This is a genomic window from Maritalea sp. (assembly GCF_051251695.1).
Lineage (GTDB): Bacteria > Pseudomonadota > Alphaproteobacteria > Rhizobiales > Devosiaceae > Maritalea.
Window position 1 is genome coordinate 28263 of record NZ_JBPOEU010000026.1, and the last position, 14770, is coordinate 43032.

A 14770-nucleotide genomic window follows, 5' to 3' on the forward strand; every position below is an offset into this window, starting at 1 on the left:
AGGCGCACTCAATGTCTCCAGAAAAAAAACTTGCCGAGCTGGGATTTCAATTACCAGCACCAATCGCACCGCTAGCCAGCTATGTGCCTGTTCAACGAACGGGGAACTTACTTCACATATCAGGGCAATTGCCCTTAGATAGTGATGGGTTGAGAAAAGGACAGCTTGGGGACAATGTCGGCGTTGAAGAAGCCCAAAAGGCAGCCCAACTTTGCGCACTCAACATTCTGGGCCAAATCAAGTCCAGCGCCAATGTTGACCTGGGCGATATCAAACAATTCATCAAACTGAGCATTTTTGTTGCGTCAACGGATGACTTTTTCGAACATCATCTCGTGGCCAACGGGGCCTCTGATCTGATTGGCGAAGTGTTTGGCGACAAAGGCAAGCACGCACGGGCCGCGGTTGGCGTTCCCTCTTTACCATTAGGCGCGGTCGTTGAAATCGAAGCCATCGTAGAAGTTTTCAACTAATGAATGCGTTAGAAGCCGCGTTTGCCCAACCTATTGCCCATCGTGGACTTCACGATGTTGAGCAGGGCGTAATCGAGAACAGCAAATCTGCTTTTGTGGCAGCAATTGAAGCTGGTTTTGGAATTGAATGTGACATTCAGCTCACGGGCGATGATCAACCGGTGGTTTTTCATGACTATGTGTTGGATCGCTTGACGGCGCAAAAAGGGAAGCTCACGGCACTTAGTTTCGATCAATTGTCGCGCATTCCGCTTGGCGGGACTGCAGATCGCACCATGCATTTTTCAGAATTGCTCACACTCGTGGACGGAAACGCGCCGCTGATTGTGGAACTAAAATCACAAGGAAAGCGCAATCCAATGATTGCGAAAGCTGTTATCAAGACGGCGCAAGGTTACAAAGGCGCATTGGTTTTCAAGAGTTTTGATGCAGGCATTCTCTATCAAATGCGAAGACTGGGTGCCACTTGGCCGTTAGGCATCGTCGTCAAGGAGAAGGATTATAATCCGGTAACTTGGCTCGCAGCAATTGTATCACGTCATTTGATGCACTATCCGTGGACACGTTTTGAGTTCATATCCTGCAAAGTAATTGATCTGAAATTGCCGATGGTTCGTTTCTTTAGGGCAATGGGGAAAAAGACCATGACGTGGACGATAAAGTCCAAGGCTGAAGTCGAACTGGCGCGCTTAGGTGCTGACCAAATAGTTTTCGAAGCAGATGCCGTCAAAGAACTACAAAAAAGGCCAATGTGACTGAACAAGACAATGCCATTATTGCCAAAACTTTCGGCTCTGCCGCCGAAATTGGCGAAGCGGATTGGCAAGCCTGCGCTGGTGATCAGAACCCTTTCGTTCAATATGCATTTTTTGACGCATTAGAGCGCTCGGGAAGTGCAAGCTCCCTCACCGGCTGGCATCCGCAACATATTGGTTTGATTGACGAAGCTCAGAACATTTCTGCCATCATGCCTGCCTATATCAAATCGCACTCCCAAGGCGAATATGTATTCGACCACGCTTGGGCGGATGCCTATGCGCGTGCCGGCGGCAACTATTATCCAAAGCTGCAAATTTCGATCCCCTTTACGCCCGCCTCTGCGCCCAAATTGCTGATCAGGGACGGTGTGGACGAAAATATTGTCACAGCCCTGCCCGATGCAGCTGCATCCGCAACGATTCAATTGGGGTGTTCCTCTGCCCACGCAACGTTTTTGTCGCTTGAAGAACTCAACATTTTCAAAGCCAAAGGCTGGCTAGAGCGCAACGACCAACAGTTCCACTGGACCAACCGCGACTATTCAACATTCGACGATTTTCTAGCTGACCTAACATCAAGAAAGCGCAAAGCGATCCGTAAAGAACGCAGCGCCGCGTTGCAAAATAACGGGCTCAAGATCGTTTGGAAAACGGGCGCAGAAATAACCGAGCACGACTGGGATCATTTTTTCGAGTTTTATCAAGATACCGGCGCCCGCAAATGGGGCACACCCTATCTAAACCGCACATTCTTCTCAATGATTGGCGAAACGATGGCCGATCAGATATTGCTGATGTTCGCTATGGACGGTGAGACACCAATCGCTGGCGCACTCAATTTCATTGGCAAAGATACATTGTTTGGCCGCTATTGGGGCTGCAATCAAAACGTGCCGTTTTTGCATTTTGAGCTTTGTTACTACCAAGCGATCGATTTCGCGATTGAACGTAAATTGTTACGGGTCGAGGCCGGGGCACAAGGTGGCCACAAACTGGCGCGAGGTTATGAGCCGGTGACGACCTATTCAGCCCACTACATCGCCCACCCAACCTTTAGAGAAGCGATTGAGGACTATCTGGTCAATGAGCGCGAGCATGTGGCGTTGGACCAAGCTGAGCTTTCAGACTACACGCCGTTTAAACAGCGCAGCGATTGATTTGACCAATTGACAAACTGATATGATATCTGCACCCCTAGAATTCGACCCAAAGATTTGAATTCACCCTAGTTCAGCGAGCAGTTATTGATGACCGGCAGATACGATCCCAACAACATATTTACGAAAATCATTTCAGGCGATATTCCAAGCCACAACGTCTATGAGGACGAAATCTGTATTTCAATCATGGACATCATGCCTGAAAGCAAAGGGCATGTTTTGGTAATTCCCAAAGCCGGAGCTCGCAACTTGATCGACGTAGATCCTGCCGATCTAGCGGAATTGATAAAGCGCGTTCAAAAGATTGCGGTCGCGGTCAAAAAGACAATGCACGCCGATGGCATTTTGCTGCGCCAATCAAGCGAAGAAGTTGCCGGACAAACGGTTTATCACCTGCACTTCCACATTATCCCTTGTTATGCGGGAAAGCAAAACAACAAACACGTGACCAATGCAACAATGAATGAAGAACTGGCTGAAACGGCAGCGCTAATAAAAGCGGCAATATAAAAAAGAAAGGCCGGTCAATTGACCGGCCCATTATTCCTAGCTCTTTTCAGAACTCTTTCTCGATTTTCGCGGCGTTGAAGGCACCCTCGCACTTTTTGAGGGTGCTTTTTTAGTGGCCGTTTTTGTGATTGCCTTGCGCTTTTCTGGGCCAGTGATCGCTTTTGGCTTTGCAGGTCTTGGCGGCAAGAATTTAAGCACGAGCTCATCTGCTCCACGCTTCACATCCACTTTTACGGTGCCACCGTTCTGCAGCTTGCCGAACAGCAATTCATCAGCCAGCGGCTTTTTGATGTGCTCTTGGATAACACGTCCCAAAGGTCGCGCTCCCATTTGCTCGTCATAGCCGCGTGTTGCAATCCACTTGTTCGCAGCAGGTGTCAGCTCGATCAACACATCACGCTCACCTAATTGGGCTTCAAGCTGAATTACGAACTTCTGAACAACCTGCGAAACAACTTTACCCGGCAATGCCCCAAACGAAATGATCGCATCTAAACGGTTGCGGAATTCTGGGGTAAAGATCGTTTTTAACGCCTCCTCATCATCCCCAGTACGTCGATTGTTCGTAAAGCCAACCGGCGCACGCGCCATGTCTGCGGCCCCTGCATTGGATGTCATGATCAAAATGACGTTGCGGAACATGATTTCCTTGCCATTGTGATCTGTTAGCTTGCCGTGATCCATAACCTGCAACAAAATATTGAACAGGTCAGGATGCGCTTTTTCAATTTCATCAAGCAGCACCACGCAATGCGGATTTTGATCCACACCATCGGTTAACAATCCACCTTGATCAAATCCGACATATCCCGGGGGCGCACCAATCAAACGCGATACGGTGTGCCGTTCCATATATTCGGACATATCAAAACGCAGCAGTTCAACACCCAAAGTGTCCGCCAACTGCTTGGCAACTTCAGTTTTACCAACACCAGTTGGGCCGGTGAACAAGTAAGAGCCAATTGGCTTTTCAGGCTCCCGCAACCCGGCACGAGCAAGTTTGATCGCTGAGGACAGCGCACCAATCGCCGCATCCTGGCCAAAAACCACACGCTTGAGGTTATCTTCTAGACCAGACAATAGTTCAGTATCTGATTTTGAAACCGATTTGGGAGGAATGCGGGCCATCGTTGCAATGGTTGCTTCAATTTCTTCCACACCAATGATCTTTTTGCGGTCTTTTTCGGGCAACAGTCGTTGCGCCGCACCCGACTCGTCAACAACATCAATCGCCTTATCTGGAAGCTTGCGATCATTGATGTAACGTGCGGATAGCTCAACGGCAGATTTTATCGCGTCGTTGGTATATTCCACATCATGATATTTCTCATAATAGGGTTTAAGCCCCTTCATGATGTCAATCGCGTCCGGCACACTCGGCTCGGCCACATCAATTTTTTGGAAGCGACGCACAAGCGCACGATCTTTTTCAAAGAACTGACGGTATTCTTTGTAAGTTGTTGACCCAATACAACGAATTTCGCCTGAAGCAAGGGCAGGTTTCAAAAGGTTCGACGCATCAAGTGCCCCGCCCGACGTCGCACCTGCACCAATTACAGTGTGGATTTCATCAATAAACAAAATGCTATCTGGCTCTTTTTCAAGCGCTTTAACAACTGATTTCAAACGCTCTTCAAAATCGCCACGATATCGCGTTCCCGCCAATAGCGAACCCATATCAAGCGAATAGATAACAGCAGGTTTTAAAACCTCAGGCACATCATCTTCAATAATACGCTTGGCCAAACCTTCGGCGATTGCCGTTTTGCCAACACCCGGATCGCCCACATAAAGTGGGTTGTTTTTTGAACGACGGCATAGCACTTGAATTGTGCGTTTCAATTCAGATGCTCGCCCGATCAGCGGATCGATTTTACCAGCTTCGGCTTTGGCGTTCAGATTAACGCAAAACTCGTCTAACGGAGACTTGCCAGCGCTATCTGGCGTTTCGCCCTCTTCTTGAGCGCCGTTTAGTGGCCGCGTTTCCGTAACACCAGATTTGGAAATCCCGTGAGAAATGTAATTTACCGCATCAAGACGCGTCATATCTTGCTGCTCTAGGAAATAAGCCGCGTGGCTTTCCCGCTCAGCAAAAATCGCTACAAGCACATTTGCCCCGGTGACTTCATCCCGCCCAGACGATTGAACATGAATAACGGCGCGTTGGATCACCCGCTGGAATGCGGCTGTTGGCGTCGATTCGACATCGCCATCAACAACAAGACTGGACAATTCATCTTGAATGAACTCTTCCAAATCCTGACGAAGTGCTTCTCGATCAACTTCACAGGCATCCAAAACGGCGATTGCATCATCGTCTTCGGTCAAAGCAAGTAGCAAATGTTCAAGCGTGGCCATTTCATGGGCGTGTTCACGAGCCAAGTTCATGGCATTGTGCAACGCCTTTTCTAATCCACGTGAGAATGAGGGCATAGCTGGTTCCTACTGTTTTTCCATAATGCACTGTAACGGGTGCTGGTTCTTTTTGGCCGCGTCCATGACCTGTGTTACTTTTGTTTCTGCCACTTCGTACGGAAAGATACCGCACTCCCCCACGCCATGGTTATGGACATGCATTGTGATCGAAACAGCTTCATCTTGATTTTTATTGAAGACTTGCTGCAAAACAGCAATCACAAACTCCATTGGCGTATAATCATCGTTCAACAACAAAACACGGTACAGCGCTGGTTTTTTGGTCTTTGCCCGCGTCTTGGTCGCAATTCCAATACCATCATCAGAATCGTCGTCATTCTGATCGTCTGAAGATTGCTCAATTTTAGTCATATCGATCATGGTCAAATCAGTGTCGTTCTTTGTTAGTGAATCTAGATTTCATTATGTAAGCAAATTAAGGCCAATGTTAAGACCCTTTGGGTCGAATTTTGTCATCACAAGTTCGCTACCTGCCAATTTGATGCCGATTTAGTTTTTCAAAAAATTCCAAAACAATTTTACGCATTCGTAAGAACACTTCGATATTTATTCAATGTGTAGAGTTTTCTGCTTCCATCGTTAATTAACGTTAAGCAGAACGTGTGTGTAGAGTACGGGCCTGCGTATTGGCCCGATTTGTTTTGGAGTACAGGGTGGACATCCTCTCTGAGTTGAACGGGCATCGCCGTTTCGTGACGCTTTTTGTTGCGTCTTTGAGTATTGTGCTTGCGTCATTTTTTATGCCGAGCACTGCAGACGCGGCTAGTTTACGTAAATATGCTGGAATTGTTGTCGACGCCAAAACAGGCAAGACATTATATTCCTCTGGAGCCGATGCAAAACGCTACCCAGCGTCAGTTGCAAAGGTGATGACGCTTTATGTTCTTTTTGAAGAACTAGCGGCCGGGCGCCTAAAACTGAATTCTAGATTAAAAGTATCCAAATATGCTTCTGGTGCAGAGCCTACAAAACTGTATTTGAAAGCGGGCAGCACAATTGCCGTTTCCGACGCGATTAAGGCGCTGGTGACGAAGTCCGCAAACGATGTGGCGCGCGTTATCGCTGAAAACATTTCAGGCACCGAAGGCAAATTCGCTATCCGCATGACGAAAACCGCCCGCGCGCTTGGTATGTCGCGCACCACATATAAGAACGCATCTGGACTGCCAAACAGCAAACAAGTTACCACCGTGCGCGATCAAGCACGGCTGGGGATGGCTGTTTTCCAACACTTCCCCGAATATTTCAAATATTTCAAAACCCGCTCATTCCGCTATCGCGGCAAAACCTATGCCAACCACAATAGACTTTTGGGAAGCGTAAAAGGCGTCGATGGGTTCAAAACCGGATATATCCGCGCAGCTGGCTTTAATCTGCTTACATCTGCACGCGCCGGAAATCGTCACATCATCGTTGTAGGCTTTGGCTTTAACAAAAGCGCCTCACGCAATGCCAAAGTGGCGTCGTTGGTCAAAAAATACCTGCCAAAAGCGCGCAAAGGCAGCTATTGGAAACAAGCAGCTATTGCAAAGCCCCGAGGGTCCAACTCGCGTGCATCTGTTATTGCTGTCGCCGTCGCGTTAAAAGGCACGCCCCCTCCACGTCCAAGGCACCTTGGTGGCGGTAAAACACCATCAGTTCCAGCACCTATCGTTTTAGCTGAAGTGCCTATACCAGTTACACCTGCGCCTCCTCAGCTCGTTCCAGAACCAATTGAGCCTGTAAAACAACAAGAGATTGTCGTTGCTTCAATTGAGCCAGCGCTCATTGCCCCTATGCCGCCAAAGCGCCCAATCGACTTATTGGCGGGAACTGGCGCGAAGCCATTGGGTGTAATCGCTGTTAACGCACAAGCAGAACCTGCTCAGTTGTTGCCTCAACGCCAACCCCTAGACCAAGCAAGTGGATTTCAGCCACTCAATCTCTTGGGTAACTTGATCAATCGCAATAAGCCCTCAACTGGTTCTGCGCCTGTGCCACCAAAAGGTCTAATACCTCCAAGTGATATTGGCGACCCACTAACAACGAGCAGCATCGTTCGCACTTCGGCGCTTGAAAACACCCCCGCAATTTGGGTTGTACAAGTCGGCGCGGCGAAAAATCAGAAAAAAGCAGACATGCTTTTGACAAAAGCCAACGGGCAGCTCGCAATTTTAAACGACTATCGGCCATCAGTGCAAAGCGTTTCCCGCAACGGTCAAGAGTTTTACCGTGCGCGTTTCGTCGGCTTCACCAACAGTGCTGAAGCGACATTGGCCTGTGACGCCCTGAAGGAAAAGAACATCAGCTGCTTGGCCCTACCGAGCTAGATAATTCAACGCATGAGTAAGTGTATCGGAGTAACTCAATGCAAAACTTGGACCATCTAAAAGAGTTGGCTAATTTTGAGCCCAAATCAGAACTCGCGTCAAAAGATGAGAGTGTTCGTAAATCTGCGCTGTTGCGTATAGCGAAAAATGTCGCGGAGCGTAGCCAGGGCAAAACTGTAGCTGAAATGCTCAATTCTGTGATGGCGCTTTCATCACGCACGCGACGTGTTTTGCAAGACCGTACACATATCGAGCTTGATGTTTTTAATGCCAACGGTTCACGCGCCGTATTGATAGAGTTCGGTGATCAAAACAAAAACTAACCCGTTTGGGTTAGTTGGCAGCAACATGTTCAAACGCTGCATTTTCTCGAACCCGTGCCCGCCATTCTTCGCGTCTGGCGCGCCGCTCTTCAATACGCTCACGAACAGGTAAGTTCAAAATATCGACCAATCGACGATATTCCTGTCTTGCGCTAATTTGGGAAACCCCGCCTCCAGCCAATACGTCATCGCTTGCCGGATCAAATACGGTTAGGCCTGACGAAAACAGCGATCTAAAGGCGACACGTTCCGCAATGCCGTCCGCCATGCGACAACCCAAACGATCAGAAATACGGCCAATCGCTGATTGAACATTTCGCATGTTACGTGAGGATAAAGATGCAATCCGGTTGCGCACGATCACCCAATCAATCGTTTTACCATCCAAAGCCAAACGCTCCTTACGCGATTGCTGCACCAAACGGGCATAATGGTTGATTGAGCGAATTTCCAATGTCACCGGATCAATATCCGCCAACACGTCAAGATCGATCAAACTATCGTTTACCGGTGTCACCAACGTGTCGGCCAACGCGTGACTAAGCCTTGTCAGGTGCGTATCAAACCCCGGCGTGTCCACAATAAGAAAATCAGCATGTTTCTCAACTTCACCAACAGCTTGGCGAAATAGGGTGAATTCAATCCTATTTCGTTCTGATTGGCTGTCCGATTTTGCAATCGGCAGATGATAATGAGTTGTATGCGGAATGCGAACGCCATGCTTGCGCGCCCAATTGCGGCGGTTCTTTACATAGTGGGTGAATGTTTGTTGGCGACTGTCCGTATCGATGGTCGCAACATTGTAGCCTTGGTAGAGCAGTTGGATAGCAAGATGAAACGCTGTTGTCGTTTTACCAGACCCACCCTTTTCATTGCCCAACACAATTAAATGCGCACCAGACCGTTCAGCCATTAACATTCCCTCGGTTCCCAACGCAGTATTGTCTATTCCTTACGCCGACAACAAGACAGATTTTTAAGTTAATGAAATCTAACTTAATAGATGAGGTAAACGCGTTAAATTAATCCTAACGCTGCCAACTCTTGCGCCATCTCCGCTGGAGGACTTTCCCCGTCTGTGGAAACAACCAAATCATTGGGCGCATCTTCGGGCTTTAAATAGCGCCATCCTTGAAATGGACGTTTAGGCTGCGGCGCGGTTGGAATAAGGGTTTGGTCGATTACAATATCGCAAAATCCTCGTCCTTCGCCGTCCGTCCCCGCTTCCAAATCAACGATCACTTGCCGACATTGGATTTTGCCTGCGAACACCCAATAAATTGAACCACCCGCAATCAATTCATCGCGTCGTTTGGGCATCATGCGCGTTCGATGCCAAGCATGGCCATCTGGGCGACCTACGCCGCTGGCCAAAACGCCCGCACGATAAGCCGCTAAACTTTGGATAGATGTCGTACCAACTGACAATTTGATGAGATGAATCATAATTTCAAATTTACACCCGATTTTTGAAACAACTGCGAACAAGAAAACTCTGTTCCCATAACAAAGAACTTGAGTGCCTTACCAAAAGAAAGGGGCGCTGATCAAATCTGATCGCGCCCCATCTATAACTATCGTGTCACTTAATCTTAATAGGCTAAGCGCCGACTATGACTGATACAAGTAGTCCGACTGACAGCAGACAAATGAATGTCCAACTTGCTGCCCGCCAGCACACCGCCTTTGATTGGCTACGCATGCAGTCTCCTTTAATCTGTTTCACCCCTCTCGCTTCGCTCAAAAGCGCAACAAGAACATTAACAGATAATTAAAAAGATTGGACTTGGCAACCCATAGCGTCAGTTTGTGGATATATGTGCATAACTAAAGTTAGAACGCTGGATTAAAACAAACCAAATGCCAACGCAGCAAGCGACAAAAACGCAAAGAAACCAACAACATCCGTAACCGTTGTTACAAACGCGGTTGAAGCAATCGCTGGGTCAATATTGACCCTATCCAAGGCGAGCGGAATAAGAATTCCAGAAACACCAGCGGCAAACATGTTCACCACCATCGCCACGGCAATTACGCCGCCAAGCAAGAAGTTGCCAAACCAAACCGTTGCAACAATTCCGATAATAACCGCGAATATGCCCCCGTTCAGCGCGCCAACTAGAATTTCACGAGTAATAAGCCTGCGAATATTAAAGCGATCCAATTGTTTGGTCGAAAGCGCACGAACGGTGACCGTCATCGCTTGGGTGCCGGCATTGCCGCCCATGGATGCTACAATCGGCATCAACACCGCCAACGCCACCATTTGAGAAATCGTCGCATCAAACATGCCAATCACCATTGACGCCAACACCGCGGTGACCAAATTGACCATCAACCACGTCACCCGGCTTCTAAGCGCGTCCCACACATTGTCTGAAACTTCCTCGTCGCCAACACCGGCCAAGCGCTTGATGTCTTCACCAGCCTCTTCTTGGATCACATCAACAATGTCATCAATCGTCAGCACGCCAACCATGCGACGAGATTCGTCCACAACGGCCAGTTCAACCAAATCATATCGTTCGAACAGGTGTGCTGCCTCTTCCTGGTCCTCTTCAGCTGCGACATTAATAACGCTGTTATTCATTATAGCTTCGATGGTTTCAGGACGTTTAGCGCGCAACATGCGGTCCAAAGCGAGCGTGCCCAACAAGTTATAGGACGGGTCCACTACATAAATTTGATAAAAATCGTCAGGCAGATCCGTTGAATCCCGCATATAATCGATTGTCTGGCCAATCGTCCAAAATGGCGGAATGGCAATGAACTCGGTCTGCATCCGCCGACCAGCAGTGTCATCCGGGAAATCAAGACTACGGCGCAGCGCCAAGCGCTCAAAGGTCGGCAATTTAGAAAGAATGTCGGCCTGATCAGCGCCTTCAATATCCTCAAGGATATAGACTGCATCATCACTGTCCAGCTCATGCACACCCTTGGCAATTTCTGCGTTGGGCAAAATATGCATAAGTTCAAGACGAATAGCATCTTCAACTTCGGTAAGTGCAGAATAATCAAATGCTTCGCCCAAAAGCATGATCAAGCCTAGCCGATCAGACGATGACAAGACCTCAAGAACATCCCCGACGTCCGAAGCATGGAGAGGCTCCATAAAGACTTTGACTTCTTCAGCATCTTCAATTGCGATCAGATCAACAATCTGATCGACCCAATCACTGCTGATTTGGCCAATTTCGTCTCGGAACTGCGGTATATCCAGACGCTCAGTGTCCAATTGTGCTGTCTGTCCACTATTATGAGCCATAGTCGCCTCCGCAAAAGGAATAATCACCGCGTTTACACAGGGTGTAACTAATTCGGTTATCGCTGGCTAGGCTAGAATGCCGAGTATCGCCCTAAAACAGCTTATTCATCTATCTCACGCTTCGCTCACAGCGAATTGAGCAGTCGTTATTTCAATTCCTGAAACTTTTGATGCAAAACAGTTCTGCAGCCAACGAGCTGCCGAACTTAATTCGGAAAACCTAAATCCCTCGGAGGATCAAATGTCTAAGTCAAAAACAGCAACAAGCCTACTCGTAGCATCTGCAATGGCTGCAGCAATCTCAACAGCTTCTTCAGTTGCCCCAGCTCACGCTGAAGGCGCAATGGAAAAATGTTTCGGTGTTTCAGTTGCAGGTAAAAACGATTGTGCAGCTGGCCCAGGTACAACATGTGCCGGCACATCAAAAGTTGACTACCAAGGCAATGCATGGACACTTGTTCCAGCTGGCCTTTGCGAAAACACAGATTTCTGGGCAAAAGTCCTTCCTGGCGATCGCGAAGGTTCTTTGTCTGAAATTAAGCGTGACATGGTCTAAGCTTAATACCTAATTCGATGTTTGGGCGACATTTGTTGCCCAAACATCCCCCAAAATTATCTTTGAGGGTCGATTGATGATGGATAAATATTTCGGCGTTGGTGTCGGTTTTAAACCAGAACATTTCAAAGATATCATGCAAGGCCAACCGGATTTGGGCTTTTTTGAAGTCCATGCCGAAAATTATATGGGCGATGGCGGTGCCCCGCACAGAATGCTTGGTGCATTGCGCGAAAACTACCAACTCAGCGTTCATGGTGTCGGCCTGTCTCTTGGGACAATGGGCAATCTAGACCAAACCCATCTTCATCGACTTAAAGACGTGGTTGATCGCTATCAGCCTGCGCTCGTTTCAGAGCATCTGGCGTGGTCAAGTCACGACGAAGCCAAAAACCTATTATTTTTGAACGACCTCCTGCCCATTCCCTATACAGCGCAAACGCTTGATCGGGTGGTGGAGCATGTGGATCAGGTACAAACAACCCTTGGTCGGCAAATTCTTGTCGAGAACCCATCGACATATGTTGCTTTCAGCGAAACCCAGATGAGCGAGATCGATTTCATCACCCAAATGCAAAGCCGCACAGGTTGCGGGCTGATTCTAGACGTCAACAATGTCTATATTTCTGCGAACAACCAAAACATGGATGCATTCGAATATCTTGACGCCTTCCCAACCCATGCGGTTGGCGAAATCCACCTTGCCGGACACGCAGAAGATCTGGACGATGAAGGCAAACGTTTGTTGATCGATGCGCATGATCGCAAAGTCGCACCCGATGTGTGGACCTTATATCAGCACGTTATCGCCAAAACAGGCGAAAAAACAACGCTCATTGAGTGGGATAACGATGTTCCCGATTGGCCTACGCTTTATCAAGAGGCGTTAGATGCGAAATCATTGATGGCGAAGTCAGGGGCCAAAACCCATGCAGCAGAATAACACCTCTTTTTCCCAAACAGAATTCGCTTCGAGCCTTTTTAACGCTGAAGCCCCCCTTCCCGCCGGCATTGTAAACCCTGACGGTATTGCCGCACCAAAACGCTTTAGCGTTTACAAGAACAACGTCATCGTTAGTTATCTTGAGGCGTTGGCAGCCGCATATCCGGCTTGCAAAAACCTGGTCGGCGAAGAGTTTTTCAACGCCATCGGTCATACCTATCTGAGCGAAGTACCGCCAGACTCGCAACTTATGATTCTTTTCGGAAAAGGTTTTGCTGAGTTTTTGCTTGAATACCCCCCGGCACAACAAATTCCGTTCTTGCCAGATATCGCACGATTGGAACGCGCTTGGCGCCTCGCCTATCATAGCGCAGACACTTACCCGATCACCCCTGAAAAACTAGCCGTATTACCGCAAGACCAGTTGGGTGAAGCAACCATCGAGTTCTTACCCTCATTTGCAATTGTTGCTTCTAATTTCCCAGTGTTCAGCATTTGGGATGCCGCATCCAACATGCAGCCATTGGACGATGTGGACCCAACCCAATCTCAAGCAGCAATAATCGTGCGCCCAGAAATTGATGTTCTTGTTCATTTGTTGCCAGCCCAATTTATTGAGCCAATTAATGCGCTCAAATCGGGTAAAACCATCGGCGAGTCGGCTGAGATTGGCTTGAACAATGATGATAGTTTCGACTTTTCTGGCCTTTTCACACTCCTTATTCAAACCGGCTCAATAGCCGAAATAAAAATCTCTAATGGGGGAAAATAACATGTTGGCTACCATTTTCGGGCGGTTTGAAAGACTGCACATGTTCGGCATGCCAGGCGCGTTAATCGCATCAGCTGCCCTTTTGTGGGTTCGTTTCTTTTTAGGACTACCCTACTGGAATTCAGGCTGGACCAAGTGGTCACAATTCCCGATTAGCGTGAACTCATCCGCAAAATATCTGTTTACTGAAGAATATAGACTTCACATATTCGGCGCTGAAATTCCCTTCCCGGCCCCAGAATTGCTCGCCTATTTCGCAGGTCTTGGTGAAGTAATACTGCCAGTGTTTCTCATCGCTGGGTTATTCTCCAGATTTGCCGCGCTTGGACTTTTGGGCATGACCATTGTTATTCAACTTGTCTATCCTGGGGCATGGATGATCCACGGCAGTTGGGCACTTGCCGCGCTGTGCATCATCATTGTTGGACCGGGCATGTTTTCTATTGATGAAGGCGTGAGGCGCGTTCTTAAAATCAAATGAGGCAATAAAATCGGTGGTGGCCGCGACAATTTGCGGCCTCATCGTGCCAAACGTGCTCCAACTATGCTCTGATTTGACGAGACGTAAATTCTGTGCGCATTTCGTGTCAGGGAAACCAACAGGGCAAACCAATGAATAAAACAGTTATAGCAATCATCGCAACCATCGTCGTCGTTGGCGGCGGTTACTATATTTACGACAGCAATCAAAAAGCTGAACAAGCAAGCATTGCTGCTTCAGCAGCGCTTCAAGCAGAAAAAGAAGCGGCTGAAAAGGCTGCAATCGAAGCAGAAGCTGCCGCAATTGCCGCTGAAGAAGCTGCTCAAGAAGCAGCTGAAGAAGAAGCAAGGGCCGCTGCATTGGCACAAGCTGCCGAGGAGGCTGTCGCCAAAGCAGCAGCAGAAGCTGACGCCGCTGCGAAAGCGGCCGCTGAGGAAGCTGCAATGAAAGCTGCCGCTGAGGAAGCTGCCGCAAAACTTGCTGCGGAAAAAGCAGCCGCTGAAGCGAAAGCCGCCGCAGACGAAGCAGCTGTGAAGGCTGCTGCTGAAGAAGCCGCTGCAAAAGCTGCTGCTGAAGAAGCCGCCGCAAAGGCTGCTGCTGAAGAAGCCGCCGCAAAGGCTGCTGCTGAAGAAGCCGCTGCAAAGGCTGCTGCTGAAGAAGCCGCCGCAAAAGCTGCTGCTGAAGAAGCCGCTGCAAAGGCTGCTGCTGAAGAAGCCGCTGCAAAGGCTGCCGCCGAAGAAGCCGCTGCAAAGGCTGCCGCCGAAGAAGCCGCTGCAAAGGCTGC

Annotated in this window: 16 protein-coding genes; 11 read left to right on the forward strand and 5 right to left on the reverse strand. The window is 48.6% G+C overall.

Going from position 1 to position 14770, the window contains the following annotated elements; translation table 11 throughout:
* Positions 1–11: 11 nt before the first annotated feature.
* The 4 genes from ACSHWX_RS14505 to ACSHWX_RS14520 all read left to right on the forward strand — a co-directional run bounded on the left by ACSHWX_RS14505 (position 12) and on the right by ACSHWX_RS14520 (position 2901).
* Positions 12–473, forward strand: coding sequence for a RidA family protein (locus ACSHWX_RS14505; RefSeq protein WP_435668943.1), 462 nt, complete (start codon positions 12–14; stop codon positions 471–473).
* Positions 473–1228 carry a glycerophosphodiester phosphodiesterase family protein gene (locus tag ACSHWX_RS14510; RefSeq protein ID WP_435668944.1) on the forward strand — a complete coding sequence of 252 codons (756 nt, stop codon included), beginning with the start codon at positions 473–475 and terminating at the stop codon, positions 1226–1228. The genes ACSHWX_RS14505 and ACSHWX_RS14510 overlap by 1 nt, the downstream gene beginning before the upstream one ends.
* On the forward strand, positions 1225–2388 hold the full coding sequence (locus tag ACSHWX_RS14515) for a GNAT family N-acetyltransferase (protein WP_435668945.1): 1164 nt from the start codon (positions 1225–1227) through the stop codon (positions 2386–2388). The genes ACSHWX_RS14510 and ACSHWX_RS14515 overlap by 4 nt, the downstream gene beginning before the upstream one ends.
* An 87-nt stretch (positions 2389–2475) precedes the next feature.
* Positions 2476–2901 (forward strand): HIT family protein, encoded by a 426-nt coding sequence (locus ACSHWX_RS14520; protein WP_435668946.1) that lies wholly within the window; start codon positions 2476–2478, stop codon positions 2899–2901.
* A 36-nt stretch (positions 2902–2937) separates the two neighbouring features.
* Here ACSHWX_RS14520 and clpA read toward each other — a convergent pair whose 3' ends face one another.
* Together clpA and clpS are read right to left on the reverse strand one after the other, a co-directional pair.
* Positions 2938–5334 carry an ATP-dependent Clp protease ATP-binding subunit ClpA gene (gene clpA, locus ACSHWX_RS14525; RefSeq protein WP_435668947.1) on the reverse strand — a complete coding sequence of 799 codons (2397 nt, stop codon included), beginning with the start codon at positions 5332–5334 and terminating at the stop codon, positions 2938–2940.
* A 9-nt stretch (positions 5335–5343) separates the two neighbouring features.
* On the reverse strand, positions 5344–5697 hold the full coding sequence (gene clpS / locus ACSHWX_RS14530; RefSeq protein ID WP_435668948.1) for an ATP-dependent Clp protease adapter ClpS: 354 nt from the start codon (positions 5695–5697) through the stop codon (positions 5344–5346).
* A 293-nt stretch (positions 5698–5990) separates the two neighbouring features.
* Here clpS and ACSHWX_RS14535 point away from each other — a divergent pair, with 293 nt between their 5' ends.
* Both ACSHWX_RS14535 and ACSHWX_RS14540 read left to right on the forward strand, forming a co-directional pair.
* Positions 5991–7646, forward strand: a complete 1656-nt coding sequence (locus tag ACSHWX_RS14535) for a serine hydrolase (protein ID WP_435668949.1) — start codon at positions 5991–5993, stop codon at positions 7644–7646.
* A gap of 38 nt (positions 7647–7684) precedes the next feature.
* Complete coding sequence (locus ACSHWX_RS14540) at positions 7685–7969, forward strand: hypothetical protein (RefSeq protein ID WP_435668950.1); 285 nt, start codon at positions 7685–7687, stop codon at positions 7967–7969.
* A gap of 10 nt (positions 7970–7979) precedes the next feature.
* Here ACSHWX_RS14540 and ACSHWX_RS14545 read toward each other — a convergent pair whose 3' ends face one another.
* The 3 genes from ACSHWX_RS14545 to mgtE form a co-directional block, all read right to left on the reverse strand.
* On the reverse strand, positions 7980–8882 hold the full coding sequence (locus ACSHWX_RS14545; RefSeq protein WP_435668951.1) for a division plane positioning ATPase MipZ: 903 nt from the start codon (positions 8880–8882) through the stop codon (positions 7980–7982).
* A gap of 104 nt (positions 8883–8986) precedes the next feature.
* Positions 8987–9415, reverse strand: coding sequence for a DUF1489 family protein (locus ACSHWX_RS14550; protein WP_435668952.1), 429 nt, complete (start codon positions 9413–9415; stop codon positions 8987–8989).
* 400 nt (positions 9416–9815) lie between these two features.
* Positions 9816–11234 carry a magnesium transporter gene (gene mgtE, locus ACSHWX_RS14555; RefSeq protein WP_435668953.1) on the reverse strand — a complete coding sequence of 473 codons (1419 nt, stop codon included), beginning with the start codon at positions 11232–11234 and terminating at the stop codon, positions 9816–9818.
* Between the two features lie 241 nt (positions 11235–11475).
* Here mgtE and ACSHWX_RS14560 point away from each other — a divergent pair, with 241 nt between their 5' ends.
* The 5 genes from ACSHWX_RS14560 to ACSHWX_RS14580 form a co-directional block, all read left to right on the forward strand.
* The gene (locus ACSHWX_RS14560; protein WP_435668954.1) at positions 11476–11790 is read left to right on the forward strand and encodes a BufA1 family periplasmic bufferin-type metallophore; all 315 of its coding nucleotides are present in this window, start codon (positions 11476–11478) and stop codon (positions 11788–11790) included.
* A gap of 76 nt (positions 11791–11866) precedes the next feature.
* Complete coding sequence (gene bufB / locus ACSHWX_RS14565) at positions 11867–12733, forward strand: MNIO family bufferin maturase (protein ID WP_435668955.1); 867 nt, start codon at positions 11867–11869, stop codon at positions 12731–12733.
* The gene (locus ACSHWX_RS14570; RefSeq protein ID WP_435668956.1) at positions 12720–13505 is read left to right on the forward strand and encodes an HvfC/BufC family peptide modification chaperone; all 786 of its coding nucleotides are present in this window, start codon (positions 12720–12722) and stop codon (positions 13503–13505) included. The genes bufB and ACSHWX_RS14570 overlap by 14 nt, the downstream gene beginning before the upstream one ends.
* 1 nt (position 13506) lies before the next feature.
* A complete protein-coding gene (locus ACSHWX_RS14575) occupies positions 13507–13986 on the forward strand; it encodes a DoxX family protein (RefSeq protein WP_435668957.1) in 480 nt (159 codons plus the stop codon).
* A 131-nt stretch (positions 13987–14117) separates the two neighbouring features.
* Positions 14118–14770 (forward strand): hypothetical protein (locus tag ACSHWX_RS14580; protein WP_435668958.1); only part of this gene is annotated, 653 nt, incomplete at its 3' end.